The sequence below is a fragment of the Streptomyces sp. NPDC058796 genome (assembly GCF_042745235.1).
GTDB lineage: Bacteria > Actinomycetota > Actinomycetes > Streptomycetales > Streptomycetaceae > Streptomyces.
Window position 1 is genome coordinate 218,358 of the sequence record NZ_JBHYOP010000011.1, and the last position, 25,427, is coordinate 243,784.

25 protein-coding genes are annotated in these 25,427 nt (G+C 74.0%); 13 read left to right on the plus strand and 12 right to left on the minus strand.

Features of this window, described 5'->3' with window-relative positions; genetic code table 11:
* Positions 1-29 precede the first annotated feature (29 nt).
* Both ACFW47_RS27175 and mltG read left to right on the plus strand, forming a co-directional pair.
* A complete protein-coding gene (locus ACFW47_RS27175) occupies positions 30-1,832 on the plus strand; it encodes an ABC transporter ATP-binding protein (protein ID WP_386307422.1) in 1,803 nt (600 codons plus the stop codon).
* A gap of 43 nt (positions 1,833-1,875) precedes the next feature.
* On the plus strand, positions 1,876-2,742 hold the full coding sequence (gene mltG / locus ACFW47_RS27180) for an endolytic transglycosylase MltG (protein ID WP_386285286.1): 867 nt from the start codon (positions 1,876-1,878) through the stop codon (positions 2,740-2,742).
* A gap of 12 nt (positions 2,743-2,754) precedes the next feature.
* Here the strand turns inward: mltG and ACFW47_RS27185 are convergent, their stop codons facing one another.
* Positions 2,755-3,834: an NAD(P)-binding domain-containing protein gene (locus ACFW47_RS27185; protein WP_386307424.1), complete on the minus strand. Its 1,080-nt coding sequence runs from the start codon at positions 3,832-3,834 to the stop codon at positions 2,755-2,757.
* Between the two features lie 55 nt (positions 3,835-3,889).
* On the opposite strand from ACFW47_RS27185, the gene ACFW47_RS27190 reads away from it, so the two are divergent.
* The gene (locus tag ACFW47_RS27190) at positions 3,890-4,315 is read left to right on the plus strand and encodes a YjbQ family protein (RefSeq protein ID WP_386285282.1); all 426 of its coding nucleotides are present in this window, start codon (positions 3,890-3,892) and stop codon (positions 4,313-4,315) included.
* A gap of 229 nt (positions 4,316-4,544) precedes the next feature.
* On the opposite strand, the gene ACFW47_RS27195 is transcribed toward ACFW47_RS27190, so the two are convergent.
* The 4 genes from ACFW47_RS27195 to ACFW47_RS27210 form a co-directional block, all read right to left on the minus strand.
* On the minus strand, positions 4,545-4,868 hold the full coding sequence (locus ACFW47_RS27195; RefSeq protein ID WP_073731250.1) for a putative quinol monooxygenase: 324 nt from the start codon (positions 4,866-4,868) through the stop codon (positions 4,545-4,547).
* Between the two features lie 159 nt (positions 4,869-5,027).
* A complete protein-coding gene (locus ACFW47_RS27200) occupies positions 5,028-6,527 on the minus strand; it encodes a tripartite tricarboxylate transporter permease (RefSeq protein ID WP_386285279.1) in 1,500 nt (499 codons plus the stop codon).
* A 1-nt stretch (position 6,528) separates the two neighbouring features.
* Positions 6,529-7,068, minus strand: a complete 540-nt coding sequence (locus tag ACFW47_RS27205; RefSeq protein WP_386307425.1) for a tripartite tricarboxylate transporter TctB family protein — start codon at positions 7,066-7,068, stop codon at positions 6,529-6,531.
* Positions 7,065-8,051 carry a Bug family tripartite tricarboxylate transporter substrate binding protein gene (locus ACFW47_RS27210; RefSeq protein WP_386285275.1) on the minus strand — a complete coding sequence of 329 codons (987 nt, stop codon included), beginning with the start codon at positions 8,049-8,051 and terminating at the stop codon, positions 7,065-7,067. Before ACFW47_RS27210 ends, ACFW47_RS27205 begins: the two co-directional genes overlap by 4 nt.
* A 283-nt stretch (positions 8,052-8,334) precedes the next feature.
* Here ACFW47_RS27210 and ACFW47_RS27215 point away from each other — a divergent pair, with 283 nt between their 5' ends.
* Positions 8,335-9,981 (plus strand): ATP-binding protein, encoded by a 1,647-nt coding sequence (locus ACFW47_RS27215; RefSeq protein ID WP_386307426.1) that lies wholly within the window; start codon positions 8,335-8,337, stop codon positions 9,979-9,981.
* Entirely contained in the window at positions 9,978-10,772 is a 795-nt protein-coding gene (locus tag ACFW47_RS27220; RefSeq protein WP_386285270.1) for a response regulator, read from the plus strand. Before ACFW47_RS27215 ends, ACFW47_RS27220 begins: the two co-directional genes overlap by 4 nt.
* Here the strand turns inward: ACFW47_RS27220 and ACFW47_RS27225 are convergent.
* On the minus strand, positions 10,735-11,325 hold the full coding sequence (locus tag ACFW47_RS27225; RefSeq protein ID WP_386285268.1) for a TetR/AcrR family transcriptional regulator: 591 nt from the start codon (positions 11,323-11,325) through the stop codon (positions 10,735-10,737). The genes ACFW47_RS27220 and ACFW47_RS27225 overlap by 38 nt on opposite strands.
* 196 nt (positions 11,326-11,521) lie before the next feature.
* On the opposite strand from ACFW47_RS27225, the gene ACFW47_RS27230 reads away from it, so the two are divergent.
* Genes ACFW47_RS27230 through ACFW47_RS27245 form a run of 4 tightly spaced genes read left to right on the plus strand, consistent with a single transcriptional unit; the run spans position 11,522 to position 16,362 of the window.
* Positions 11,522-12,100, plus strand: coding sequence for a (2Fe-2S)-binding protein (locus ACFW47_RS27230; protein ID WP_386285265.1), 579 nt, complete (start codon positions 11,522-11,524; stop codon positions 12,098-12,100).
* Positions 12,097-13,089 (plus strand): FAD binding domain-containing protein, encoded by a 993-nt coding sequence (locus tag ACFW47_RS27235; RefSeq protein ID WP_386285263.1) that lies wholly within the window; start codon positions 12,097-12,099, stop codon positions 13,087-13,089. The genes ACFW47_RS27230 and ACFW47_RS27235 overlap by 4 nt, the downstream gene beginning before the upstream one ends.
* Complete coding sequence (locus ACFW47_RS27240; protein ID WP_386285260.1) at positions 13,086-15,236, plus strand: xanthine dehydrogenase family protein molybdopterin-binding subunit; 2,151 nt, start codon at positions 13,086-13,088, stop codon at positions 15,234-15,236. Before ACFW47_RS27235 ends, ACFW47_RS27240 begins: the two co-directional genes overlap by 4 nt.
* Complete coding sequence (locus ACFW47_RS27245) at positions 15,229-16,362, plus strand: XdhC family protein (RefSeq protein ID WP_386285258.1); 1,134 nt, start codon at positions 15,229-15,231, stop codon at positions 16,360-16,362. Before ACFW47_RS27240 ends, ACFW47_RS27245 begins: the two co-directional genes overlap by 8 nt.
* A gap of 150 nt (positions 16,363-16,512) precedes the next feature.
* Here ACFW47_RS27245 and ACFW47_RS27250 read toward each other — a convergent pair whose 3' ends face one another.
* From ACFW47_RS27250 to ACFW47_RS27265, 4 genes are all read right to left on the minus strand, one after another.
* Positions 16,513-18,285 (minus strand): glycoside hydrolase family 15 protein, encoded by a 1,773-nt coding sequence (locus ACFW47_RS27250; RefSeq protein ID WP_386307427.1) that lies wholly within the window; start codon positions 18,283-18,285, stop codon positions 16,513-16,515.
* Positions 18,286-18,289: 4 nt separating this feature from the next.
* Positions 18,290-19,108: a polysaccharide deacetylase family protein gene (locus ACFW47_RS27255; protein WP_386285253.1), complete on the minus strand. Its 819-nt coding sequence runs from the start codon at positions 19,106-19,108 to the stop codon at positions 18,290-18,292.
* A 96-nt stretch (positions 19,109-19,204) separates the two neighbouring features.
* On the minus strand, positions 19,205-20,122 hold the full coding sequence (locus tag ACFW47_RS27260; protein ID WP_386285251.1) for a DMT family transporter: 918 nt from the start codon (positions 20,120-20,122) through the stop codon (positions 19,205-19,207).
* A 43-nt stretch (positions 20,123-20,165) separates the two neighbouring features.
* A complete protein-coding gene (locus tag ACFW47_RS27265) occupies positions 20,166-21,020 on the minus strand; it encodes an SDR family NAD(P)-dependent oxidoreductase (protein ID WP_386285248.1) in 855 nt (284 codons plus the stop codon).
* 252 nt (positions 21,021-21,272) lie between these two features.
* On the opposite strand from ACFW47_RS27265, the gene ACFW47_RS27270 reads away from it, so the two are divergent.
* The 3 genes from ACFW47_RS27270 (at position 21,273) to ACFW47_RS27280 (ending at position 23,307) form a co-directional block, all read left to right on the plus strand.
* Positions 21,273-22,355 (plus strand): galactosyldiacylglycerol synthase, encoded by a 1,083-nt coding sequence (locus ACFW47_RS27270; protein WP_386285717.1) that lies wholly within the window; start codon positions 21,273-21,275, stop codon positions 22,353-22,355.
* Between the two features lie 108 nt (positions 22,356-22,463).
* A complete protein-coding gene (locus tag ACFW47_RS27275) occupies positions 22,464-22,829 on the plus strand; it encodes a DUF2267 domain-containing protein (RefSeq protein WP_386307429.1) in 366 nt (121 codons plus the stop codon).
* Positions 22,816-23,307, plus strand: coding sequence for a DUF1360 domain-containing protein (locus tag ACFW47_RS27280; RefSeq protein WP_386285244.1), 492 nt, complete (start codon positions 22,816-22,818; stop codon positions 23,305-23,307). Before ACFW47_RS27275 ends, ACFW47_RS27280 begins: the two co-directional genes overlap by 14 nt.
* A gap of 58 nt (positions 23,308-23,365) precedes the next feature.
* On the opposite strand, the gene ACFW47_RS27285 is transcribed toward ACFW47_RS27280, so the two are convergent.
* Positions 23,366-23,764, minus strand: coding sequence for a DUF5997 family protein (locus ACFW47_RS27285; protein ID WP_217250224.1), 399 nt, complete (start codon positions 23,762-23,764; stop codon positions 23,366-23,368).
* A 58-nt stretch (positions 23,765-23,822) separates the two neighbouring features.
* Between ACFW47_RS27285 and ACFW47_RS27290 the strand changes: the two genes are divergently transcribed.
* On the plus strand, positions 23,823-24,620 hold the full coding sequence (locus ACFW47_RS27290; RefSeq protein WP_386285240.1) for a LysR substrate-binding domain-containing protein: 798 nt from the start codon (positions 23,823-23,825) through the stop codon (positions 24,618-24,620).
* A gap of 23 nt (positions 24,621-24,643) precedes the next feature.
* Here ACFW47_RS27290 and ACFW47_RS27295 read toward each other — a convergent pair whose 3' ends face one another.
* On the minus strand, positions 24,644-25,384 hold the full coding sequence (locus ACFW47_RS27295; RefSeq protein ID WP_386285238.1) for a DUF4142 domain-containing protein: 741 nt from the start codon (positions 25,382-25,384) through the stop codon (positions 24,644-24,646).
* Positions 25,385-25,427 lie beyond the last annotated feature (43 nt).

Consider the following 25,427-nt stretch of genomic DNA (forward strand, 5'->3'; position numbering starts at 1 on the left):
CCGCGCCCGCCCGACCTCCGTAGGAGCCCATGCACCCCGATCGCGAATCCGCCTGGCAGGCGCCCGCCGACGCTGAGGAACAACCCCGGCAGGTTCGCCGCATCCTGCGACTGTTCCGCCCCTACCGCGGCCGTCTCGCGGTCGTCGGACTGCTCGTCGGCGCCGCGTCCCTCGTCTCGGTCGCCACCCCCTTCCTGCTGAAGGAGATCCTCGACGTCGCGATCCCCGAGGGGCGTACCGGCCTGCTGAGCCTGCTGGCCCTCGGCATGATCCTCGGCGCCGTCCTCACCAGCGTCTTCGGCGTGCTCCAGACGCTGATCTCCACGACCGTGGGCCAGCGGGTCATGCACGACCTGCGTACCGCCGTCTACGGCCGCCTCCAGCAGATGTCCCTCGCCTTCTTCACCCGCACCCGCACCGGCGAGGTCCAGTCCCGCATCGCCAACGACATCGGCGGCATGCAGGCCACCGTCACCTCCACGGCGACCTCCCTGGTCTCCAACCTCACCAGCGTGGTCGCCACGATCGCCGCCATGGTGGTGCTCGACTGGCGCCTGACCGTCGTCTCGCTGCTCCTGCTCCCGGTGTTCGTGTGGATCAGCCGCCGCGTCGGCCGGGAGCGCCGCAAGATCGCCACCCGGCGGCAGAAGCAGATGGCCGCGATGGCGGCCACCGTCACCGAGTCGCTCTCCGTCAGCGGCATCCTGCTCGGCCGCACCATGGGCCGCTCCGACTCGCTGACCCGCGCCTTCGCCGACGAGTCCGAGGGCCTGGTCGACCTGGAAGTGCGATCGAACATGGCGGGCCGCTGGCGGATGGCCGTCATCACGATCGTCATGGCCGCCATGCCGGCCGTCATCTACTGGACCGCTGGCATCGCCCTCCGGTTCGGCGGCCCCGACGTCTCCCTCGGCACGATCGTCGCCTTCGTCTCGCTCCAGCAGGGCCTGTTCCGTCCGGCCGTGAGCCTGCTGTCGACCGGCGTCCAGATCCAGACCTCGCTCGCGCTCTTCCAGCGCATCTTCGAGTACCTCGACCTGCCCGTCGACATCACCGAGCGGGACGACCCCGTCCACCTCGACCGCGTCAAGGGCGAGGTCCGCTTCGAGGACGTCGAGTTCCGCTACGACGACAAGGGCCGCCCGGTCCTCGTCGGCATCGACGTCACCGTGCCCGCCGGCAGCAGCCTCGCCGTCGTCGGCCCGACCGGCGCCGGCAAGTCCACGCTGGGCCACCTGGTGCCGCGGCTGTACGACGTGACCGGCGGCCGGGTCACCCTCGACGGGGTCGACGTGCGCGACCTCGACTTCGACACCCTCGCCCGCGCGGTGGGCGTCGTCTCGCAGGAGACGTACCTCTTCCACGCCTCCGTCGCCGAGAACCTGCGCTTCGCCAAACCGGACGCCACCGACGCGGAGCTGGAGGAGGCGGCGCGGGCGGCGCAGATCCACGAGCACATCGCCGCCCTGCCCGACGGCTACGACACGGTCGTCGGCGAACGCGGACACCGGTTCTCCGGCGGCGAGAAGCAGCGCCTGGCCATCGCCCGCACCATCCTGCGCGACCCGCCCGTCCTCGTCCTCGACGAGGCGACCAGCGCCCTGGACACCCGCACCGAGGCCGCCGTGCAGGCCGCCATCGACGCCCTGTCCGCCGACCGCACCACGATCACCATCGCGCACCGCCTGTCCACCGTCCGGGACGCCGACCGCATCGTGGTCCTCGACTCCGGGCGGCTGGCGGAGCAGGGCACGCACGACGAGCTGCTGGAGCGGGGCGGACGGTACGCCGCCCTGGTCCGCCGGGACGCCCGACTGGAGCCGACAAGCTGACGATATGCCAGGTTTGTCCGCTTATCAGGGTTACCGTGCCCGCATGCAGACGAACACACCGCCGCGCAGCGCGAGAGGCACCAGGAGAACGATCCGACTGACGCGCCGGGGCCGCATCGCCCTGATCGCGACCGGCGCCATCGTGGCCGGTACCGCCGTGGCGGTGCCGCTGCTCATGACGGACGACGAGGGAGAGTCCCGTCCCACGTCCCTCGTGATCCCGGAGGGCTGGCGCGCCACCCAGGTCTACGACGCCGTCGACAAGACCCTGGCCCTGCCCGCGGGCACCACCAAGAAGTCCCTGGACAAGGCCAACCTCAAGCTTCCGAACGACGCGGGGGGCAACCCCGAGGGCTACCTCTTCCCGGCGACCTACCCGCTCGGCGAGGAGCCCACCCCGGAGAAGCTGCTGACGGCCATGGTCGACACGGCGAACGAGAAGTTCACCGGCGCACCCGTCGCCGCGGGCGCCCAGCGCAACGCGCTCAACGTCTACCAGGCGGTCACCATCGCCAGCATCGTGCAGGCCGAGGCCGCCACCAAGGAGGACATGGGCAAGGTGGCCCGGGTGATCTTCAACCGCCTGGAACGCGGCATGCCGCTCCAGATGGACTCCACCATCAACTACGCCCTGGGCCGCTCCACCCTGAAGACCACCACCAAGGACACGAGGATCGACAGCCCGTACAACTCGTACCAGCGCATGGGGCTGCCGCCCACGCCCATCGCCAACCCGGGCGAGGACGCGATGGGCGCCGCGATCAACCCCACGCCGGGGGACTGGCTGTACTTCGTCACCGTCAAGCCCGGTGACACCCGGTTCACCGCCGACTACGCGGAACACCAGCGCAACGTCGCCGAGTTCAACCGCCTCGGGCAGAGCACCTCGGGCAAGGCACAGGACACGTGACCCGGCGGGGCGTCACGCGGCGACCGGATGCCCCTCGGCCAGCAGCCGCCTGATGTCCCGTACGGCCGCGCGGCCCGCCCGGTTGGCGCCGATGGTGCTGGCGGACGGTCCGTAGCCGACGAGATGGATGCGCGGGTCGGCGACCGCGCGCGTCCCCTCGACCCGGATGCCGCCGCCCGCCTCGCGCAGCCGCAGCGGCGCCAGATGGTCGATCACGGGCCGGAACCCGGTCGCCCAGAGGATCACGTCGGCGGCCACCCGCCGTCCGTCGGCCCACGCCACGCCCTCCTCGGTGACCCGGTCGAACATGGGCAGGCGGTCCAGCACCCCGGACTCCAGCCCCGCCCGGACCGCGTCGTTCAGCGGAAGCCCGGTCACCGACACCACGCTCCTCGGCGGCAGCCCCTGCCGCACCCGCTCCTCCACGAGCGCCACCGCGGCCCGGCCCGCCTCCTCGTCGAAGGGCCCCTCCCGGAAGACGGGGGGCCGCCTGGTCACCCAGGTGGTGGCGGCCGCGTACGGGGCCAGCTCCAGCAGGTGCTGGGTCCCCGAGGCGCCCCCGCCCACCACGACCACCCGCTGTCCGGCGAACTCCTCGGGACCGGCGTACCGCGCGGTGTGCAGCTGCCGCCCGCGGAAGGTCTCCTGCCCCGGGTAGCGCGGCCAGAAGGGGCGGTCCCAGGTGCCGGTCGCGTTGACCAGCGCCCGCGTCGACCAGCTCCCGGCCGACGTCTCGACGAGCAGCCGCCCGGCCGTCCCCTCGCGCACCGCGTGGACGTCGACGGGCCGCCGTACCCGCAGGCCGAAGGTCTCCTCGTACGCCGCGAAGTACTCGCCGATCACCTCGGCGGACGGCCGCGCCGGGTCCGCCCCGGTCAGTTCCATGCCCGGCAGCGCGTGCATCCCGTGCACCTTGCCGTACGTCAGCGACGGCCAGCGGAACTGCCAGGCGCCGCCCGGCCCGGGGGAGTGGTCCAGCACCACGAAGCCGCGCTCCGGCTCGAAGCCGGTGCGCCGCAGGTGGTGGGCCGCGGCGAGTCCCGCCTGACCGGCCCCGATGACGACGACCTCGACCTCACGTGTGTGGTTCACACTTCAAGTAACCGCATGGCGCGCCCCGGTCTTCCCCCGATGTCAGGATGGGGGCATGCCAGATGCTCCCTTCACCACCCGGGTCCTGAACCTCGCCACCGGATCGACGGAGCGGGTCGCCGACATCACGGGTGACTGCGAGTCGTTCCTCCGCGAGGCGGCGGCCGGCCGCGACGGCCTCCTCAACGTCTTCGTTCCGCACGCCACCGCCGGCATCGCCGTCATCGAGACGGGCGCCGGCAGCGACGACGACCTGCTGTCCGCCCTGCACACCCTGCTGCCCGCCGACGACCGCTGGCAGCACCGCCACGGCAGCCCCGGCCACGGCCGCGACCACGTCCTGCCCGCCTTCGTGCCGCCGCACGCGACGCTTCCCGTGATCGGCGGCCGGCTGGAGCTGGGAACCTGGCAGTCGGTGTGCCTGGTGGACACCAACAGGGACAACCCGGAGCGGAAGGTCCGGCTCAGCTTCCTGGGCTGACCGGACCGTCACCGGAGTGGCTACTCCCGTGAGCCGACGATGCCGGTGGGGGCGCGTAGGCCCGAGACGACCTAGCAGGCGCCGGGAGCCTGGCCGGGCTCGGTGAGCGGGCCATGGCCGCCAACACCGTCTGGTGCTGCGACACGAGGCCGCCCGCATCCTCCGGTGGCGGAGGAGGGGCGCGCTCCGGCAGAGCGCGCGCCCCGCCTCCGCGGGTGGCTCCGGCGCCCTACTCGACCGCCATCTCACCCAGCTCCGACCAGCCGTCCTGGTCGAGCGTCGTGTTCACGATGCGCGGCGTGCGGGCCAGGTAGCGCGGCAGCTTCTCCTGCGCGGCCCGGAAGTGCGCGGACTGGACGTGCGCGGCGCCGGCCTCGTCGTCGCGGAATGCCTCGACCAGGACGTACTCGGACGGGTCGTCGAGGCTGCGGGACCAGTCGAACCAGAGGCAGCCGGGCTCCTCACGGGTCGCCCGGGTGAACTCGCCGGAGATCTCCGGCCACTGGTCCGCGTGTTCCGGGAGCACCTGGAACTTCGCCGTAATGAAGATCATGACATTCGCCTTCTGTGAGGGGTGGACCGGAGCCGTCCGTCACGGCACCAGGACGGCGCACCCGCGGCCCGGGACCGGTCGAGTGGATATGCCGCCGAGGTTACCGATGAAGTTGATCTCGGACGAAATGCCACCGTTCGGATCTCCCGGTCCGGTGACTCAGGCGCCGCTCCGCGCCCGCTTGCGGACCACCAGCCGCTTCAGCAGCGGCCACGCCAGCAGCAGCACGATCACCGCGTACACCGTCACCGCGAACGGCGTGTCGACCAGACCCGTCACGCTGCCGTCGCTGATCTGCAGGGCCCGGCGCAGCTGCTGCTCGGCGTTCGGGCCGAGGATGACGCCGATCACGGCGGGCAGGATCGGCAGGCCGTAGCGCCGCATGCCGAACCCGACCAGGCCGATGACCAGCAGGGTCACCAGGTCGATCACCTCGCCGCCGACCGCGTACGCGCCGACCGCCGCGAAGAACATGATCCCCGCGTAGAGGTAGGGCCGCGGGATGCGCAGGAGCTTGGCCCACACCGGCGCCAGCGGCAGGTTGAGGGCGAGCAGCAGCACCATGCCGACGAAGAGGGAGGCGATCAGGCCCCACACCAGCTCGGGTTCGCGTTCGAAGAGCAGCGGTCCGGGCTGGATGCCGTACTGCTGGAACGCAGCCAGCATGACCGCCGCGACCGCCGTCGTCGGCAGGCCCAGCGTCAGCATCGACACCAGCGTGCCCGCCGCCGAGGCTGACGCCGCCGACTCCGGGCCGGCCACGCCCTCGATGGCGCCCTTGCCCCACTCGTCCTTGTGCTTGGACAGGCGCTTCTCCGTGACGTACGACAAAAACGTGGGTATCTCCGCGCCGCCCGCCGGGATCGCGCCGAACGGGAAGCCGATGAACGGGCCGCGCAGCCAGGACTTCCAGGTGCGCTTCACGTCACCGCGTCCGAGCCAGGGACGGCCCACCGGGATCGGCTCCGCCGCCCCGCGCCGCAGATGGGCCGCCACCCACAGCGCCTCGCCGATCGCGAACAGCCCGACCGCGACGATCACCACGTCCACGCCGTCGGCGAGTTGCAGCGAGCCGAAGGTGAGCCGCTGCTGGCCGGTCATCTGGTCCAGGCCCACCAGGCCGATCGTCAGTCCGATCAGCAGGGAGGCCATGCCTCTGACGCGCGAGGAACCCAGCACCGAGGTCACCGCGATGAACGCCAGCACCATGATGGCGAAGTAGTCCGGCGCGCCGATGTCCACGGCCAGGTCGGCGACCGTCGGCGCGAGCGCCACCAGCAGGACCGTGCCGATCATGCCGCCCGCGAAGTGGCCGATGGCGGCGGCGGCCAGCGCCTGCGCGCCGCGCCCCGCCTTGGCCATGGGGTTGCCCTCCATGGCCGCGACCACGGCGGCGCTCTCGCCGGGTGTGTTGAGCAGGATGGAGGTGGTGGAACCACCGAACATCGCGCCGTAGTAGATGCCGGCGAACATGATGAACGCGGCGACCGGATCGAGCCCGTACGTCACCGGCAGGAGCAGCGCCACCGCCATCGCGGGGCCGATGCCGGGCAGCACGCCGATGGCCGTGCCCAGCAGCACCCCGAGCGCGGCCCACAGCAGGTTGACCGGGGTCAGGGCCGTGCCGAACCCGTCCATGAGGGAGTTGAGGGCGTTCATGTCAGAGCACTCCCATCAGCGGACCACCGGGCAGCGGCACGCCGAGCAGCTTGTCGAAGACGACGTAGGTGATCAGGGACAGCACCGCGGCGATCAGCGGGTCCCGGTCCGCGCGGCGGCTGCCCAGGGCGAAGGCCGCGCCCCAGAACAGCAGCGCGCCCGCGACGGGGAAGCCGGCCGGCTCGATCAGCACGGCCGCGCCCAGGAAAATCCCGGCGAGCAGCAGCACCGTGCGCCAGTCGGCCGGTTCGGACAGGTCGACGTCCTCGCCGCCCTCGGCCTCGCCCCGGCCGCCGCGCAGGACGTCCACGGCGAGCAGCGCGGCGATCACCAGCAGGCCGATGCCGACGACGATCGGCACGGTCTTCGGGCCGACCGGCCCGCGCTGGGTGATGTCCACGTCCATCGTGAGGGCGTCGGTCAGCACCAGCACGCCGAGCGCCAGCAGCAGGACGCACACGCCCAGTTCGGAGTGCTCGCGCAGCCACGAGCGGCGGCCGGAGGCCGTCCCCGTGGAGGATTCGGTGGTCGGCGCCGTCACAGTCCCAGCTCCTTCAGTACCGACACCACGCGCTTGTCCTGGGCGTCCAGGAAGGTGCCGAACTCCTCACCCGTGAGGAAGGCGTCGTCCCAGCCGTTCTTCTCCAGGGACTCCTTCCATTCGGGGGAGTCGTGCAGCTCCTCGAACAGGCGGGTCAGCTTGTTCCGCTCCGCCTCGGACAGGCCGGGCGGGGCGACGACGCCGCGCCAGTTGGTGAAGTCCACGTCGTAGCCGGACTCCTTGAGGGTCGGCGCGTCCTCGAGGTCGTCGACCCGCTCCGGGCCGGTCACCGCGAGCACCCTCAGCTCGCCGGCCTTGATCTGGTCCAGGTACTCGCCGACGCCGGAGACCCCGAAGCCGACCTTGTTGCCGAGGATCGAGGCGAGCAGCTCGCCGCCGCCGTCGAAGGGGATGTAGTTGACCGACTTGGGGGAGATCCCGGCGGCCTGCGCCATCAGCATCGGCGCGAGGTGGTCGGGCCCGCCCGGCGACGAACCGCCGCCGACCGGGAGCTTGCCCGGGTTCTTCTTCCAGGCACCGATCAGCTCGTCGATCGTCTTGTACGGCGAGTCCTTGGCGACCACCACGACGTCCTGCTCCTCGGTGAGCCGCGCGATCGGCGTGGTGTCGGCGAGGGTCTTCGGCGCGTGGTTGGAGCGGACCGCGCCCACGACGCCGAGGCCCATCGACATGGCGAGCTTGCCGTTGCCGTGCTCGCTCACCAGCCGGCTCAGCCCCACGGTGCCGCCGGCCCCGGGCAGGTTGAACACCTCGATGTTGTGCGTGAGGCCGGCGTCCTCGGCGTTCTTGGCCGCCGTGCGGGCGGTGATGTCGTATCCGCCGCCGGGCGTGTTGGGAACCATGAAGCGCAGGCCGGGGATCTGCGTGCCGGTCTCGGAGTCGCTGCCCGTGGAGAGCAGCGGCGGTCCCGCGAGCACGAGCACGGCGGCCCCGAGCAGGGCAAGGGGGGTGCGCAGGCGCACGTATGACACCACCTGTCGGTTGGGTAGAGGTACGGGGGCAGCCCTGTGGGGGAGGGTGACGTGGGCCACATGGTGCCCGCGCGCCTGCCTCCTGTCTTCCTTGCGGAACCAAGGGAGGTTGTGTTCATTGCGGTCGCCGGTTCATTGCGAAGTCGGCACATCCCTTTCCTTCGCCGCAGGTGAACGCCATGATGGCGACCCGGCCCCCGCCCCCGTCGCCATTCGAGACCCATCCGAGAAGCACCCGAGACCCAGCCCGGATCCAGCCGAGAACGAGTCCGCCGTGGCCCCCACCTTCCGCCGTCAGACCCTCGCGGGCGAGATGCTGGTCCTCCAGCTCGCCATCGTCGTGGTGGTCCTGCTCGCGGTCGCCGGCGTCTCGCTCGCCCAGTCCAGGGCCACCTTCAACCGCGTCGAGGGCCGCCGGGTCGCCGCCCTCGCCGAACAGCTCGCCGCCACGCCCCTGGTCCGCAGCCAGCTCCTGCGCCCCGTCCCGCAGGAGGCCCTCGCCCCGCTGGTCAACTCCACGCAGACCCAGTCCGGCGTCACCTCCGTCACGGTGGCCGACGCCGGCGGCCGCGTCGTCAGTTCCACCGACCCCACGCTGATCGGCGGCCGGCTGCCGCGCGGCGAGGGCGCCACCGCGGGGCGCGGCTGGTCGGGACCGCTGACCGTGCAGGGCGGCCGGGAGCTCGTCGCCCAGGTCCCGGTGCTCGGCGCCACCCGTCAGACCCTCGGCCGGCACCTCGGCACGGTGATGGTCGGCGAGGCCGCCCCGACGGTGTGGCAGCGCCTGAGCGGCGCCTCCTCGTACCTCCTCGCCTACCTCGGCATCGCCAGCGGACTCGGTGTGGCCGGGTCCTGGCTGCTCGCCCGGCGGGTGAAGCGGCAGACCCTCGGCCTGGAGCCGCGCGAGATCGCCGGGCTGGCCGAGCACCGGGAGGCGATGCTGTACGGCATCGCCGAGGGTGTGGTGGCCCTCGACCCGCAGCACCGGCTCACCCTGGTCAACGAGGTGGGCCGGCGCCTGCTCGGCCTGCCCGCCGACTGCGTCGGCCAGAGCCTGGACGGCCTCGGCATCGACGGGCGGCTGCGCGACGTCCTCGCCGGTGCCACGCCGGAGGCGGACGAACCGCGCGACGAGGTCGTCGTCCGGCACGGCCGGGTCCTGGTCATGAACCGCATGACCGTCACCAAGGAGGGCCGTCCGCTCGGCTCGGTCACCACCCTGCGCGACCGCACCGAACTGGCCCGCCTGGAGCGGGAGATCGGCTCCTTCCGCTCCACCTCCGAGCTGCTGCGCGCCCAGGCCCACGAGTTCGCCAACCAGCTGCACACCATCTCCGGGCTCATCCAGATCGGCGAACACGACGAGGTGGTGCGCTACATCCGCGCGCTCAACCAGCGCCGCCAGTCGCTGGACGTCACCCTCAGCCGCCGGGTGCGCGACACCGCCGTCGCCGCGCTGCTGACGGCGAAGTCCTCCCTCGCGGCCGAGCGCCGGGTCGCCCTGCGCCTCTCGGACCGCACGGCGCTCGACCGGCTGGCCCCCGAGGACGCCGCCGATGTGGCCACCGTGGTCGGCAACCTCGTGGACAACGCCGTGGACGCCGCCGCGTCGGCCGGTGACGGCCACGAGGCATGGGTGGAGGTGGAGCTGAGGCAGGACGCCTCCAGCGTCGAGATCGTGGTCCGCGACTCCGGGCCCGGTGTGGCGCCCGAACTGGCCCGTGAGGTCTTCTCCCACGGCTTCACCACCAAGGCCGCCCGGCAGGGCGAGCGCGGCGTCGGCCTGGCGCTGACCCGGCTGGTCTGCGAGCGTCACGGCGGTGAGATCTCGGTGGCCAACACGTCCGAGGGGGCCGTGTTCACCGCACGCATGACCGTCAGCCACCTCACCGACGCGGTGGCGGAAGGAGCAGCACCATGACCGCTTCGAGCGGCCTGTCCGACGCGACCGCCACGACCGCCGAGTCCGGGGCAGGGGATTCCCGGACCCGCGACTCCGCGATCGGCGTGCTCGTGGTCGACGACGACTTCATGGTGGCCCGGGTCCACCGCGCCTTCGTCGAGCGCGTCGAGCCCTTCCGGGTCGTCGGGGTCGCCGGCACCGGCGAGCAGGCCCTCGCCGCCGTCGGCGAGCTGCGCCCCGACCTCGTCCTGCTCGACCTGTACCTGCCGGACGTCTTCGGCCTCGACGTCATCCACAAGCTGCGCGCCGCCGGCCACGACTGCGACGTCATGGTCATCAGCGCGGCCCGGGAGGCGGACGCGGTGCGCGGCGCCGTACGGCACGGAGTGGTCGACTACCTGCTGAAACCGTTCGAGTTCGAGGACCTGCGGGTCCGGCTGGAGCGCTACGCCGCCCAGCGGGGCCGGCTGCTCGGCGCGGTGGTCCGCAGCCAGGCGGACGTCGACCGCGTCCTGGCCGGGGCGGCGCCCGCCTCAGCCGTCCCGGCCCTGCCCAAGGGCATGAGCGTGGAGACCGCCGAGCTGGTCGAACGCGTTCTCCGCGAGGCTGACGGCACCCTTTCGGCCAGCGAGTGCGCGGCGCTGACCGGCGTCTCCCGGGTCAGCGCCCGCCGCTACCTGGAGTACTTCCACACCGTCGGCAGTGTGGACGTCTCCCTGCGCTACGGGGTGGCCGGCCGCCCCGAACGCCGCTACCGCCTGCGTGACGCGGTCACCGGCCGGGCGCTCCCGCCCGCAGCCCGTCCATGACGACGTCCAGGAACCGGGTGACCCGCGGCTGCCAGTCCTCGCCGGGGCCGATCAGCCACAGACCGCCCAGGACGAGGAAGAAGTCGTCGCGGGTCAGGCCGGGCCGGATGGTGCCGGCCTCCTCGTTGGCACGGAGCAGTAGTTCGGCCGCGTCCTCCAGCGGGGTGGGCCGCGGTTTCTCCGGAGCCCCGGGCGCGCTGGTGACCAGCCGGATCGCGTCCGCCAGCCCCGCCTTGGTCATGGCGAACTCGGCGAGACGGTCCATCCACTCGCGCAGGGCCCGGTCGGGCTCCAGGGTGGACAGCATCTCGGGCGCGGCCTCGGCCACCTGCTGCATCCCGTAGCGGTAGATCTCCAGGACGAGCGCCTCGCGGTTCGGGAAATTGCGGTAGAAGGTGCCCTGCCCGACCCCGGCCTTCTTGGCGATGGCGCTCAACGGGGCGTTCGCGCAGTGCGTCAGTTCCTCCGTGGCCACTTCCAGGATGCGCTCGCGGTTGCGCTGGGCGTCCGAGCGCAGGGGAGTGTCCGGCTTGTCCTTCTTCTGCTGCGGCACTCGTCCTCCTTCCGGGTTCGTGACCGAATCCCGACCTTGCTAAGCGGACAGCTGTCCGTTACGTTTTCCGTTGAGCGGACAGTTGTCCGGTTGTAGTCCACTCTAGCGGTGGAAGCGGCCGGTCGCCCCTGCCCATGGACGAAATCACCGCCTACAGCCAGTTTTCCCGGTCACCAGACACCAAAGAAGGCTGATCATGGCCCCAGCGCCCTCGTCGACGTCCAGCGCCGTCATCCTGAACATCAACGGCGAGCAGCACCAGCTGACCGTCGACCACCGCACCACCCTGCTCGACGCCCTGCGCGAGCGCCTCGACCTCACCGGTACCAAGAAGGGCTGCGACCAGGGACAGTGCGGTGCCTGCACCGTCCTGGTCGACGGGCGCCGCACCGTCTCCTGCCTGTCCCTCGCCGTCGCCGCCGAGGGACGCGAGATCACCACCATCGAGGGCATGGCCGAGGGCGACCGACTGCACCCGGTGCAGCAGGCCTTCCTCGACCTCGACGGCTACCAGTGCGGCTACTGCACCCCCGGCCAGATCTGCTCGGCGATCGCCGTCATCGAGGAGCACGCGGCCGGCTGGCCCAGCGCCGCCACCGACGACGTCCGGCCCGAGGCCGGACCGCCACCCCTGACACCGGACGAGATCCGCGAGCGGATGAGCGGCAACCTGTGCCGCTGCGGTGCCTACGTCTCCATCGTCCAGGCGGTCGCCCGCGCGGCCGAGGCGTACGGCGAGGCGGACGCGGGGAGCACGAAGGAGACGGCCGCATGAGGGAGTTCGGATACCAGCGCGCCGACGACGTCCCCGGCGCGGTGGCACTGCTCGCCGCCGACCCCGACGCCCGCTACCTCGGCGGCGGCACCAACCTCGTCGACCTGATGAAAACCGGCGTCGAGCGCCCCGCCCGGCTCGTCGACGTCCGCGAACTCCCTCTGGACGGCATCGAGTACACCCCCGACGGCGGCCTGCGCATCGGCGCCACCGTCACCAACAGCGACCTCGCCGCCCACCCGGACGTGCGCCGCCGCTACCCGGCGCTGACCCAGGCGGTGCTGGCCGGCGCCTCCGGGCAGCTGCGCAACATGGCCACCGTCGGCGGCAACCTCCTCCAGCGCACCCGCTGCGGCTACTTCACCGACGTGAGCAAGCCCTGCAACAAGCGTGTCCCCGGCAGCGGTTGCCCCGCCGTCACCGGCGAGCACCACAACCACGCCATCCTGGGCGCCACCGACCACTGCGTGGCCGTGCACCCCTCGGACATGGGCGTCGCCCTCACCGCCTTCGACGCGGTCGTCACCTACGAAACCCCAGACGGACCAGCCGAGTCGCCGCTCGCCGACTTCTACCTCCCCGTCGGCGACACCCCGCACCGGGAGACCGCCCTGCCGCCCGGCGCGCTGATCACCGGCGTCGTCCTCCCGCCCACGCCGGTCGCCACCCGCTCCCGCTACCGCAAGGTCCGCGAGCGGGCGTCGTACGCCTTCGCCATCGGCTCGGTCGCCGCCGCGCTCGACGTCGAGGACGGCGTCGTACGCGACGCGAGGCTGGCCCTCGGCGCGGTCGCCTCCCGGCCCTGGCGCGCCCACGCGGCCGAGAGAGCGCTGATCGGCGGTCCCGCCGACGGCGCGGCCTTCGCCGCCGCGGCCGACGCCGAACTCGCGGCCGCGAAGCCGCTGCCCGACAACGGATACAAGGTGACCCTCATGCGCAACCTCGTGGTGGCCGTCCTGACCGAACTCTCCGAGGAGGCCGCCCGATGACCACCGCCACGACCGGCACCGCGACGGTCAAGGGCGCCGTCGGCACCGCGCACACCCGTGTGGAGGGCCGCGACAAGGTCACCGGAGCGGCGCGCTACGCGGGCGAGATCCCCTTCGCCGGCCTCGCCCACGGCTGGCTCGCCCTGTCCACCGTCGCCCGCGGACGCGTCCGCTCCCTCGACACCGAGGCCGTCCGCGGCATGCCGGGCGTACTCGCCGTGCTCCACCACGGCAACGCGCCGCGCGTCGACACCGACTACATCGGCCTGCTGGGCATCCCGCCGGACCCGACCGCCGCCGTCTTCCAGGACGACAGGGTCCCGCACGCCGGCTGGCCGGTCGCCCTCGTGGTCGCCGAGACGCCGGAGCAGGCCAGGGAGGCCGCCGAGGCCCTCGTCGTCACCTACGACGAGGAGCCGCACGACGTCGCGCTCACCCACGGCCACCCCGGCGCCTACCCGGCCGACGGGCACATGCCCGCCGAGACCGAGAAGGGCGACCTGGCGGCATCGCTCGCCGCGTCCGCCGTCGTCGTGGACGAGGAGTACACCACCCCCGAAGAGCACCACAGCATGATGGAGCCGCACGCGGCCACGGCCCTGTGGGACGGCGGACGGCTGGAGGTCGTCGACTCCAACCAGGGCACCACCTGGGTCCAGAGCGAGCTGGCGAAGATGTTCTCCCTCGACGAGTCGGCCGTGCGGGTGCGCTCCGAACACATCGGCGGCGGCTTCGGCAGCAAGGGGCTGCGCGCCCACCAGGTCGCCGCCGTGATGGCCACGACCGTCCTGCAGCGCCCGGTGCGCGTGGTGATGACCAGGCGTCAGATGTTCTCGCTGGCCGGCTACCGCAGCCCCACCGCCCAGCGCGTCCGGCTCGGCGCCGACGCCGACGGCCGGCTGCGGGCCCTGGAGCACCGCTCGCTGAACCAGACCTCGACGGTGTACGAGTTCGTCGAGCCCGGCGCCGGCGTCGCCCGGGTGATGTACGACGCCGACGCCCACCGCACCGCCAACCACGTGGTACGGCTCGACGTGCCGTCCCCGACCTTCATGCGCGCCCCGGGCGAGGCGCCGGGTTCCTTCGCGATCGAGTCCGCGCTGGACGAACTCGCCGAGCGCGGCGGCATCGACCCGGTCGAACTGCGCCTGCGCAACGAGCCGGAGGCCGGCCCGGTCTCCGGACTGCCCTTCAGCAGCCGCAACCTGACGGCCTGCTTCCGGGAGGGTGCCCGCCGCTTCGGCTGGGCCGAGCGCGACCCGCGTCCAGGCACCCGGCGCGACGGACGCTGGCTGCTGGGCACCGGCACGGCAGCGGCCTCCTTCGGGGCGGGCGCCGGCCCCTCCACGGCCCTGCTCACCGCCGAGGCCGACGGCACCTTCACCGTGCGGATCGCCGCGGCCGACCTCGGCACCGGCGCCCGCACCGCGCTCACCCTGGTCGCCGCCGACGCGCTGGAGGTCACGCCCGAGCGGGTCCGGGTCCGGATCGGGGACAGCGACTTCGGACCGGCGATGATCGCGGGCGGATCGATGGGCACCCGCTCCTGGGCCTGGGCGATCACCGAGGCGGCCCGCGAAATGCGCGAACGGCTGGCACTGGGCGCGGCCGTCCCCCCGGAGGGCATCACCGTGCGCTCCGACACCACCGCGGCCCTCGGCGCCCTGGCACAGAAGGAACGGCACTCCTACGGGGCGCAGTTCGCCGAGGTCGCCGTGGACACCGCCACCGGCGAGGTGCGGGTGCGCCGCATGCTCGGCATCTTCGCGGCGGGCCGCATCGTCAACCCCCTCACCGCCCGCAACCAACTCGTCGGCGGCATGATCTGGGGTGTCTCCATGGCCCTGCACGAGGAGGCGGTCCGGGACCGCGCCACCGGCGGCCTCTACGCCCCCGACCTCGCCGGCTACCACGTGGCCACGCACGCCGACGTCGGCGACATCGACGCCGACTGGGTGGACGACCACGACCCGGACGACCCGGTCGGCATCAAGGGCGTCGGCGAGATCGGCATCGTCGGGGCTGCGGCGGCCGTCGCCAACGCCGTCTGGCACGCGACCGGCGTACGCCACCGCAGCCTCCCGATCCGTCCCGACCGCGTGCTGTCGGCGACGGCCCCCACCGCCGGGGGCGGGACGGATGCTTGACATCGCCGATGAGCTGAACGCCTGGCTGGAGGAGGGCCGGGAGTTCGCCGTCGCCACCGTCGTCTCCGTCGGCGGCAGCGCGCCGCGCGGGCCCGGCGCCGCCCTCGCCGTCGACAGCGAGGGCACGGCGATCGGCTCCGTCTCCGGCGGCTGCGTGGAGGGCGCGGTGTACGAGCTGTGCGCCGCCGCCCTGAGCAGCGGGGAGACGGTTCGGGAGCGCTTCGGCTACAGCGACGAGGACGCCTTCGCGGTCGGCCTCACCTGCGGCGGGGTCATCGACGTGCTCGTCACGCCGGTGCGCGCGCAGGCGCCCGCTCGGGAGGTGTTCCGGGCGGCGCTGTCCACCGCCGCCCGGGGCGGGCCCGCCGCCCTCGCCCGGATCGTCGAGGGCCCCTCCGGCCTCCTGGGCCGAGCCCTGCTGGTCCGCGCCGACGGTTCGCACGAGGGCGGTCTCGGCGGCCACCCGGAGCTGGACCGTACAGCGGTCGCCGAGGCCGGGGCGCTGCTGCACGCCGGCCGGACCGGCACGGTCGGCCTCTCGGAGGACGGGTCGCACTGCCCCGGCGGGCTCACCCTGCTCGTCGAGTCCAGGGTGCCGCCGCCCCGCATGATCGTCTTCGGGGCGGTGGACTTCGCGGCGGCGCTGGTACGGGCCGGCAAGTTCCTCGGCCACCACGTCACCGTGTGCGACGCCCGGCCCGTCTTCGCCACGCCCGCCCGCTTCCCCGAGGCCGACGAGGTGGTGGTCGACTGGCCGCACCGCTACCTGCGGAGCACTCCGACCGACGAACGCACGGTGCTGTGCGTCCTCACCCATGACGCCAAGTTCGACGTGCCGCTGCTCACCGAGGCCCTGCGGCTGCCGGTCGCGTTCGTCGGGGCGATGGGCTCCCGCCGCACCCACGAGGACCGGAACCGGAGGCTGCGCGAGGCGGGCGTGACCGAGCGTGAGCTCTCCCGCCTGCGCTCACCGATCGGCCTGGACCTGGGCGCCCGCACACCCGAGGAGACCGCGCTCTCCATCGCGGCGGAGATCGTCGCGCTGCGGCACGGCGGGACCGGCGCGCCCCTGACGGGCGGCGCGGCGCCCATCCACCGGGGGCTGAGCGGGGCGGCGGCGGCCTGACGGGAGCGGGCGGCGGTGGCGGCCGCCTCGCGGGCCGGTCGCCCGCCGGCCCACTGCGCGGCCGTCCGCCGGCGGGACCGGTGGGGTAGTGGACCCGGCCGGGGGCATCGCGTCGCAAGGCGCCGGCCGACCGCCCCGAGCGCCGAGGGCTCAGGACAGCGTCGACTCGCCGGCCAGGCGCACCGCGCACTCCAGCAGCAGGGCGTGCACGAAGGCCTGCGGGAGATTGCCGCGCAGCTGCCGCTGCCGCACGTCGTACTCCTCCGCGAACAGGCCGGACGGTCCGCACGCGGCCCGGGTGCGTTCGAACCAGCGGAACGCGCCGCCCCGGTCACCGACGCGGTGTGTCGCGAGCGCCATGGTGAACCCGCAGAGCAGGAACGCCCCCTCCGCCTCACCGAGCGGCACGCCGGGATGCTCGAAGCGGTACAGATATCCGTCCTCGGCCAGCCGGGACTCGACGTACGCGCGGGTGGCGGCGCCGTCGTCGTCCCCGAACGCGCAGCCGCGGGCCATCGGCACCAGCAGTGCGGCCTCGGGCCCGTCGTCGTCGGCGGCCCGCCGCCAGCGGCCGTCGGCGCTCAGGCACCGGCGCCGGGTCTCGGCCAGCACGGTGCCGGCGAGCTCGGCGCAGCGCCGCCCCGGCTTCCCGGGCAGCACCTCCGCCATCCGCCGCAGCCCGCACACCACGCTCAGCCGCGAGTGGGTCCACCACCGGTCCTCCAGCTCCCACAGCCCGGCGTCCGGTGCCTGCCACCGCCGCTCCACGACGTCGACGGCCACGGCGGCCGCCCGCTCCGCGTCCCCCGTGAGCCGGTCGTGCGCGGCCGCCGCGGCGAACAGCTGCAGGGCCTCCCCGAAGGTGTCGAGCTGGAACTGGGTGCCCGCGTCGTTGCCGACATGGTCGGTGCCGCCCGGGTAGCCCGGCAGCCGCAGGGAGCGCTCCCCGCCGACCGGCTGCCCGTCGACCGTGTAGGCGGGCCGGACCTTGTCGCCGTCCTCGAGGACGCGTTCGGCGACGAAGCGCACGGCGTCGTCGACCAGCGGATGCGGGCCGTGCGCGGCGACCGCGAGTCCGGCGTAGCACTGGTCGCGCAGCCACGCGTAGCGGTAGTCGTAGTTGCGTCCGCTGTTGGCCCGCTCCGGCAGGGACGTGGTGGCGGCGGCGACCATGCCGCCGGAGACGCTGGTCAGCCCGCGCAGCACGGCGTACGCGTGCCGGGCGTCGCGCGGCGCGACCAGCCGCGAGCAGTCCGGGACGGCCCGCCGCCACTCCCGCTCCGTGGCCCGCCACAGCGCGTCGGCGTCGAGCGGCCCGGCCTCCCGCCCGGTGCCCAGTTCCAGCACCAGGTCGTGGATCTTGCCCTCGCCCAGCCGGAACTCGCCGCACAGCCCGGCACCGTCCCGCCACACGGTCTGCGGGGCCCCGGCGAACCGCATACGCAGCCCTCCCGCCCCGGCCGTCCAGACCCCGTCGTCCTCCTGCCGGGGGTCGCGCATCCGGACGTCACCGAAGCCCGGCCGCGGGTCCAGATCCAGCCGCAGCCGCGTCTCGCCCCGCTCCACGCGCATCCGGCGCAACAGCACCAGCCGGTCCGTACGGGCCGGCATCGCCAGGGCCTCGCGGCATTCGACCACGCATCCCGAGGTCACCCACCGGCTCACCCGGATCAGCGTGCCCTCCTCGTAGTAGCCGCCCCAGACGTGCCACGGATCGGCCGGCTCCACGGTGAAGTGCCCGGCCCCGCCGATGAGAGCGGAGAAGACCGCGTCGTCGTGCCAGCGCGGGGCGCACAGCCACACGATCCGGCCCCGGGGATCGAGGACCGCCCCCCGCTCACCGTCGGCGAGCACGGCGTACTCGCGCAGTACCCATGGAGGACACGACAGGTCGGGTGCCGCGCGCTGATCGTCGTCCTTCATGACGTTACGGCTGTCCCGGCGCCGTTGACCGAAACGGCGCGGCTCCCGGGGTCACCGGTTCGCGCCGCTCCGCCGCCCGGGGGCCGGCCGCCCCGGCCGCCCCGTGCTCCAGCAGCGGCCCGACCTGCAGCCCGGCCGTCCGGCAGTCGCGCACGATGCCGGGCAGCGCGGCCAGGGCGGCCCGCCAGCGACCGGGGGCGGATGCGTGGTCGGTGTCGTGCAGGAGGACCGTGCCGCCGCCGCGCAGGTCCGCGGCCACGGCGGCCCGGACCGAGGCGGGCGTGGCGTCCCGCCGCCAGTCCTTGCCCCAAGCCGTCCACAGCACCGGCCGCAGCCCCGCCCGGCGGGCCGCGGCCCAGCGGCCGGAGGTGAGGATGCCGTAGGGCGGGCGGTACCAGAGCGGGGCCTGTCCGGTGACCTCGCGCACCGCACGGACGGCCCGTGCCAGCTCACGCGCGTCCCGCGCCGGTGACGGCAGCCAGGGGCGGTCGTGCGTCCAGCCGTGGACGGCGATCTCGTGCCCGCGCCGGGTCAGCTCGCGGGCCTGCGCCCGGTGGCGTACGACGTTCTCGCCCAGGACGAAGAACGTCGCCCGTACTCCGAGCTCGTCCAGTGCGTCCAGGAAACGCGGCGTGGACACCGGTCCGGGGCCGTCGTCGAAGGTGAGGGCGACGTGGTCGGGGCGGCCCTGTCCGGCCAGCGCGGGGAACCGCCGCCGGCGCAGCCCGGGCAGCCAGGTGGCGGCCGGGCCGATGTGGGCCAGCGCTGCGACGACCGGAGCGGCGGCGCACACCACCGGTCCGGCACGGAAACCCTCGCCCATGTGCCTGCTCCTGTCCGATCCTGCCCGGTCCTGTCCGCTCGTCTTCGGTTTCATCGCGGGTCGGTACGCTTCCGGTCACGCGTCACGCGTCACGCGTCATGCCGCTCCGCCCCGCCGCCCGGCCCCGGGCCCGTCCCGCGCCGCCGGAGCCGTGTCCCAGGCGCCGTGCACCGACGGAGCCCGCGCCAGCCCCACGCTGCCGAGGCCGATCAGTGCCACGCCGACCAGCTCGGGCAGCACCCGCACCCCGAGCGCGATCTCCTCGCCGAACAGCGCCCAGCCCAGGGCGACGCTGGTCAGCGCGTCGCCCAGGGTCAGCGCCGGCTGGGACGCCGCGAGGGTCCCCGCCCGCAGGGCGCTCTGCAGCAGCAGGAAGCTGATCACGCCGACCACGCCCGTGGCGTACACCGGCCACTGGGTGAGCACCGCGCCCACCCCTTGCGGAAGCCGCCCGGTGACCTCCTTCAGCAGCGCCGCCGTACCGCCGAACGCCACGGCCGACGCCGACCCGAACAGCGCGGCCCGGGGCGCGCCCCGCACCAGGCTGCCGATCGAGGCGAGGGCCGTCACCACGACGAACAGCGCCAGGCCCGCCCAGCCCCACCGGCCGGAGTCTGCGGTGTCGTGGCCGGCCGAAGGCGCGGCGGCGCCCAGGAACAGGGCGAGGCCCACGGCCAGCGCCACGAACGCCAGCCAGGTCCGCGGGTCGGGACGCCGGTGGAAAACCAGGCTGCCGACCATCAGGGTGAACAGCAGCTCACTCGCCATCAGCGGCTGTACGACCGCCAGACTGCCCACCGCCAGCGCGGCCCCCTGCAGCACCGTCGTCACCGCCAGCAGCAGCGCGCCGCCCACCCAGTACCGGTCACGCACCAGCCGCAGCAGCGAGCGCACCACTGTGTGCCGGGCGCCCGCCCGGTCCTCGTCCTGTGCCGCCGCCCGGCGCTGCAGCACCGACGCCGCCGCGTTGGACAACGCCGCGAACAGGGCCAGGACGACGGTGAGGGCACTCACCGCCGTGCACTCCCGCTCATCCGGGCCCGGTCCTCACCGCACGTCATCCGAACCGCGCGGCCAGCCGCCGGTACACCCCCGGTGCCGCGCCCCGCACCCGGCACGGCAGCCGCAGCCAACCGGGCACGTACACCTCGTCCCGGCCCCGCACCACCGCGGCGCGCACCGCCTCGGCCACCCGTTCGGGCGGCACCGGACGCGGCCGGGAGCGCCGGTAGGGCGTGCCCCGGCGCTCGAAGAACGGAGTGTCGACCACACCGGGCACCACGTGCGTCACCCCGACACCGGTGCCCCGGAGCTCGTACCGCAGGGCGTCAGCGAAGCCGCCGATCGCGGCCTTGGCGGCCGAGTACACGGCCTCGTCGCGCACCGCCACGCTGCCCGCCAGCGACCCGATGAGCACCACGCGCCCCGACCCCGCCGCCACCATGCCCGGCAGCACCAGCCGCACCAGCCGCAGCGTGGCGGGCACATTGATGGCGAGCACCTCGTCGATGGCGTGCACGGGCATGTCCAGGAACTCCCCGGCCCAGCCGACCCCGGCACCGGCCACCAGCAGGTCCACCGGCCCCACCGTGGCCAGCGTGAAGTCGGCGAGCTGCCGGTCCGCGCCGGGCAGGGTGAGATCCGCGGCGAAGGCGGTCGCCGAGGCGTCCTCGGCGACCTCGCGCAGCCGCGACGGGTCGCGCCCGCTGAGCACCAGCCGCCAGCCGCCCTCGTCGCTCAGCCGGCGTGCGACGGCCGCGCCGATGCCGGAGGACGCACCCGTCACGAGCGCCGTCCGCGTCCGCGGCCTCCGCCCGCCGACGGGCTCCCGCCGGGGCCTGGCGCGGTCCGCGTCGGGCGCGACGACCTGCTCTCCGGCAACCGGCCGGGAGCGGGAGAACGCATGGGCCATGAGGACCACCTTGGCTCGGGGCGGACGCCTGAGCCCGGCCGGCCGAGCTGTCGGGCTCGGCTGTCCGGCTGGCCGGGCGGTCACGGAGTATCCCTTGCCGTGCGCCCGAAACACCCGTGTCTGTGGTGGTTTGGAACATTCCGGGTGGGCAACTGGAGGGCCGTGCCTGCCCACCGCTCGTCAGACCCCCGCCGGTCCGCCTCCCCCCGCCCGCCACGGGACGGCAGACGGGTGCTGGTGGTCAGCGCGAGCATGGGCGCCGGACACGACACGGTCGCCGCGGAGCTGGTCCGCCGGGCCCGGGAGCGCGGCGGCGACGCCTGGGTCGTCGACGTCCTCGCGTTGCTGCCGTACGGTCTGGGCACCGCGCTGCGGCACTTCTACCGGGGATCGGTGCGCCACTTCCCCTGGGCGTACGCCGCCCTCTACCGGTACTTCCTGCGCCCCGGCAGCGGACGCCGCCCCGGCGGGACCCCCCTGGCCCGGCTCGCCGCCGGCCGGCTGCGCGAGCTGGCGGAACGCTCGGGCGCCGAGGTGGTCGTCCCCGTCTTCCACCTCGGCGCCCAGCTCACCGGTCACCTGCGTGCCCGAGGGCTGCTGTCCGTGCCCAGCGTCGTCCTCGTCATCGACTTCGCGGTCCACCGGCAGTGGCTCCACCCCGGCAACGACCGCTGCCTGTGCCTGACCGAGGACGCGGCGCGCGAGGTGCGGGCGAGCACCGGGACCCTCGCGGAGACGTGCGGTCCCGTCGTCGCGCCGGAGTTCTTCGCCGACGCTCCGGGCGCGGACGGATGGCGTGAGCGCTTCGGCCGGCTCGCACCGGGGCGGCCCGCCGTGGTGCTCTCCGCGGGCGCCTGGGGAGTGGGCTCGCGCCTGGACACCACCGTCCGGCTCCTGGCGGGGAACGGGTTCCTGCCGGTCGTGCTCTGCGGGGACAACGAGCGGCTGCGCCGCGACCTGTCCGGCACGCCCGGCGTGCTCGCGCTCGGCTGGGTGACGGACATGGCCGGCCTGCTGCGCGCGGCGCGCGCCCTGGTGGACAACGCCGCCGGCCAGACCGCCGTACAGGCGCTCGCCGCCGGGCTGCCGGTCGTCGGGCACCGTCCGATCCCCGGGCACGGCGCGGACGGGGTCCGGCGGATGGCCGCGCTGGGGGTGTCGGAGGTCGCCGAGGACGACACCGCGCTGCTCGGCGCACTGCGCCGGCTCACCGCCCCCGGCCCGGCCCGGCGTCAGCGGATCGCCGCCGGACACGCGCTGTTCACGAACGACGCCCTGACCCGGATACTCGCCGAGGCCGAAGCCGAGGCCGACGCCGAACGCCCCCGGCCGTGAGGGGCCGCGCTCGGGGTGGAGAGGGCCCAGCCGCGTGAGCGCACCCGTTTCCCCGTCCGGCCGCGGGGCACCCGGCCGACGGCGAGAACCGGCCGAGGAGGCGACGCCGTGCGGCTCGACGAATTCCTTACCCTGGTCCGCGACCGTGGTGAATACCACAGCGCGGACGAGGCCGAGCAGGTCAGTACGGCGAGCCTGGCCTCCGACCTGCCCGCACCCCTGGACGACGCACTGCGCCTCGAACGCGGGCGTCCGGAGACGTTCGGCCGCGAGGAGTTCCTGCGGCGCGTGGCCCAGCAGACCGGCGCCCGGCCCCGCACCGCGGAATGGGACGCGGGCGCCGTGCTCTCCACCCTCGGCGAGGCGGTGCCCGGCGATCGCGTCGAGCACCTCCTCGCCCAGCTGCCCGAGGACTGTGCCGACCTCTTCGGCCGAAGGGGCGGTCCCGAAGGAGGTACCCATGACGGACGGTGAACAGCGCTACGACGGCGGGGAGAACACCCCGCTCGGGGGATACGCGGCCCTCGCCACGACGTTCGCGGCGGGGGCCGGGGTGTTCGCCGTGACCGCGTGGCGCCGCGGGCTGCGTCTGCCCGACACCGTCCCCGCCTGGGACGTGGCCATGCTGGGGGCCGCGACGTTCAAGGCGTCCCGGCTGCTGACCAAGGACAAGGTCACCAGCTTCCTGCGGGCGCCGTTCACCCGGCGCGAGGGCGAGGGCGAGGGCAGCGAGGTGATGGACGCCCCGCGCGGCAACGGTCTGCGGCGTGCCGTCGGCGACCTGGTCTCCTGCCCGTTCTGCACGTCCACCTGGGTGGCCGGCGGGCTGGTCGGCACGTACGCCGTCGCGCCCAGGGCCGCCCGGCTGGTGGCCGCCGGCCTGAGCGCCGTCGTGGTGTCGGACTGGCTGCAGTACGCGTGGAGCGTGACCGAGCAGAAGGCCGAGGGATGAGCGGCGGAGACCCAGGGATGAGCGGCAGCGAGCCACGCTGAACCGGGGCGGCGGCCGGTCAGTCCCGCGCGGCCCGCTCCGCACGCTCGGCGTGCAGCTTCTTCACCCGGGCCGCCTCCTTGCGCACGTCGGCCTGGACGGCGCGCTCCCGCTCCAGCCACTCGGGGCGCTCCTCCTTGAGCGCCTCGATCTGCTCGGTGGTGAGCGGCTCCGTCACCCCGCCCCGGTGCAGCCCGGCGATGGAGACGCCCAGCTTGGCCGCCACCACCGGTCGCGGGTGCGGGCCGTCGCGCCGCAGGTCCCGCAGCCACGCGGGCGGGTCGGTCTGGAGCGCGTTCAGCTCGGCGCGCGTGACGACGCCCTCCCGGAACTCGGCGGGTGTGGCCTCGAGGTACACACCCAGCTTCTTCGCCGCGGTCGCGGGCTTCATGGTCTGGGTGTTCTGGTGCGACGTCATGGTGTCAAGGGTATCGAGCGTGTGAGCGGCCTTGGACCACGCCCGGTAACCTGGCCCGGTGACAGGCTCGGAAGAAACCCCCTCGTTCCGGCTCGCGTACGTCCCGGGGGTGACGCCCGACAAATGGGTGCGCATCTGGAACGAGCGGCTGCCCGGCGTCCCGCTGGCCCTGACCCAGGTCCCCGCCGTCGAAGCGGGCGGCGTGCTGCTGGGCGGCGACGCCGACGCCGGGCTGGTGCGGCTGCCCGTCGACCGGACCGTCCTCAGCGCGATCCCGCTCTACACCGAGACCACGGTCGTGGTGGTCCCGAAGGACCACCTCGTCACCGCGGCCGACGAGGTGACCGTCGAGGACCTGGCCGACGAGATCGTGCTGCACCCCCTGGACGACGTCCTCGGCTGGGAGCGGCCACCGGGCCGGCCCGCGTTCGAGCGCCCGGCCACCACCGCGGACGCCGTCGAGCTGGTGGCCGCCGGCATCGGCGTACTGCTCGTCCCCCTGTCACTGGCCCGGCTGCACCACCGCAAGGACCTCACGTACCGGACGGTCACCGACGCCCCCGAGTCGAGCGTGGCGCTGTCCTGGCCCGAGGACGCGCACACGGACCGGGTGGAGGACTTCATCGGCATCGTCCGGGGCCGGACCCTCAACAGCACCCGGGGCCGGCAGCCCGCACAGGCGCCGCGGAAGGGCGAACGGGCGGAAGCCGCCCCCGCGCGGCGCCAACCGGCCGCCGGGAAGCAGACCGGTGGTGCCCGGCGCGGCGCGGGCGGCAAGCCGGGAAGCGGCGGCAAGGGCGGCGGGAAGAGTGGCAGCGGCAAGGGCACCAGGCGCGGCAGACCTCGCCGCGGCTGACGCGCCCGAAGACTCGCCCCGGCTCACCGGACCGTCGGACTCGGACTGGGCGCCGAGGTGTTGACCTCGAGACCGGGCGGCGCGGTGAGGGAGAGCACCGGCTCACCCGGCTGCGGCGCCGGCGGGGTGAGCTGCGCCTTGGGGAGGTTCGGCGGGGCGGACTGCTGGAAGTTGACCTGGTCGAAGTTGACCAGGCCGGTCTTCTCCAGCACCGTGATGTGGTCCAGCACGGTGTCGTTGGCCTGGTCGGCCAGTTGCCGCACCAGGGAGTTCTTGGTGTTGGCGCGGATGTTGGCGATCACCGGGAAGATCTGCCCGTGCGTGACGCGCATGATGTTCACCGCGGTGGTGTCGAACTGCCTGCCCGTGGTCCCGTCCACGGTCGACACGAACTGCTGCTGTTGCGGGGAGGCCAGGTTGGGCAGCGTGATCCCCAGCTCCGGCGCGATCCGGCGGCAGGCCGCGTCGAGCCGTGCGTGCCCCACGACCAGGTGCTCGCCGGCCTCCTTCATCTCCGGTGTCGTCCCCCGCTCCATGGCCATCAGGCCCAGGGGGTGCTCCCACAGCCCGGCTGCCCGCACCTTCACCACGAAGTCCCGGTCGGCCTCGGTGAGCGGCCCGTACACGGTGTTGGTGATGATCCGGGCCTGGTCGCTGCCCGTGTTCCGCACCCCCAGCATGGTCGGGTAGGCGAGCGCGGTGAGGGTGAGGACCAGGGCACCGGCCGTGAAGGCGGTCCCTGCCGTGGTGCGCGTGATGCGCATCGTGCCTCCTGGAGCGAGGACAGGCTCGGACACCAGGAGATAC

What these genes read in the sequence shown, in the direction of transcription:
- ACFW47_RS27175 (WP_386307422.1), top strand. Translation starts at nt 30, where the DNA reads ATGCACCCCGATCGCGAATCCGCCTGGCAGGCGCCCGCCGACGCTGAG.
- mltG (WP_386285286.1), top strand. Translation starts at nt 1,876, where the DNA reads ATGCAGACGAACACACCGCCGCGCAGCGCGAGAGGCACCAGGAGAACG.
- ACFW47_RS27190 (WP_386285282.1), top strand. Translation starts at nt 3,890, where the DNA reads ATGCCAGATGCTCCCTTCACCACCCGGGTCCTGAACCTCGCCACCGGA.
- ACFW47_RS27195 (WP_073731250.1), bottom strand. Translation starts at nt 4,868, where the DNA reads ATGATCTTCATTACGGCGAAGTTCCAGGTGCTCCCGGAACACGCGGAC.
- ACFW47_RS27200 (WP_386285279.1), bottom strand. Translation starts at nt 6,527, where the DNA reads ATGAACGCCCTCAACTCCCTCATGGACGGGTTCGGCACGGCCCTGACC.
- ACFW47_RS27220 (WP_386285270.1), top strand. Translation starts at nt 9,978, where the DNA reads ATGACCGCTTCGAGCGGCCTGTCCGACGCGACCGCCACGACCGCCGAG.
- ACFW47_RS27230 (WP_386285265.1), top strand. Translation starts at nt 11,522, where the DNA reads ATGGCCCCAGCGCCCTCGTCGACGTCCAGCGCCGTCATCCTGAACATC.
- ACFW47_RS27235 (WP_386285263.1), top strand. Translation starts at nt 12,097, where the DNA reads ATGAGGGAGTTCGGATACCAGCGCGCCGACGACGTCCCCGGCGCGGTG.
- ACFW47_RS27240 (WP_386285260.1), top strand. Translation starts at nt 13,086, where the DNA reads ATGACCACCGCCACGACCGGCACCGCGACGGTCAAGGGCGCCGTCGGC.
- ACFW47_RS27245 (WP_386285258.1), top strand. Translation starts at nt 15,229, where the DNA reads ATGCTTGACATCGCCGATGAGCTGAACGCCTGGCTGGAGGAGGGCCGG.
- ACFW47_RS27250 (WP_386307427.1), bottom strand. Translation starts at nt 18,285, where the DNA reads ATGAAGGACGACGATCAGCGCGCGGCACCCGACCTGTCGTGTCCTCCA.
- ACFW47_RS27255 (WP_386285253.1), bottom strand. Translation starts at nt 19,108, where the DNA reads ATGGGCGAGGGTTTCCGTGCCGGACCGGTGGTGTGCGCCGCCGCTCCG.
- ACFW47_RS27265 (WP_386285248.1), bottom strand. Translation starts at nt 21,020, where the DNA reads ATGGCCCATGCGTTCTCCCGCTCCCGGCCGGTTGCCGGAGAGCAGGTC.
- ACFW47_RS27270 (WP_386285717.1), top strand. Translation starts at nt 21,273, where the DNA reads ATGGGCGCCGGACACGACACGGTCGCCGCGGAGCTGGTCCGCCGGGCC.
- ACFW47_RS27280 (WP_386285244.1), top strand. Translation starts at nt 22,816, where the DNA reads ATGACGGACGGTGAACAGCGCTACGACGGCGGGGAGAACACCCCGCTC.
- ACFW47_RS27285 (WP_217250224.1), bottom strand. Translation starts at nt 23,764, where the DNA reads ATGACGTCGCACCAGAACACCCAGACCATGAAGCCCGCGACCGCGGCG.
- ACFW47_RS27295 (WP_386285238.1), bottom strand. Translation starts at nt 25,384, where the DNA reads ATGCGCATCACGCGCACCACGGCAGGGACCGCCTTCACGGCCGGTGCC.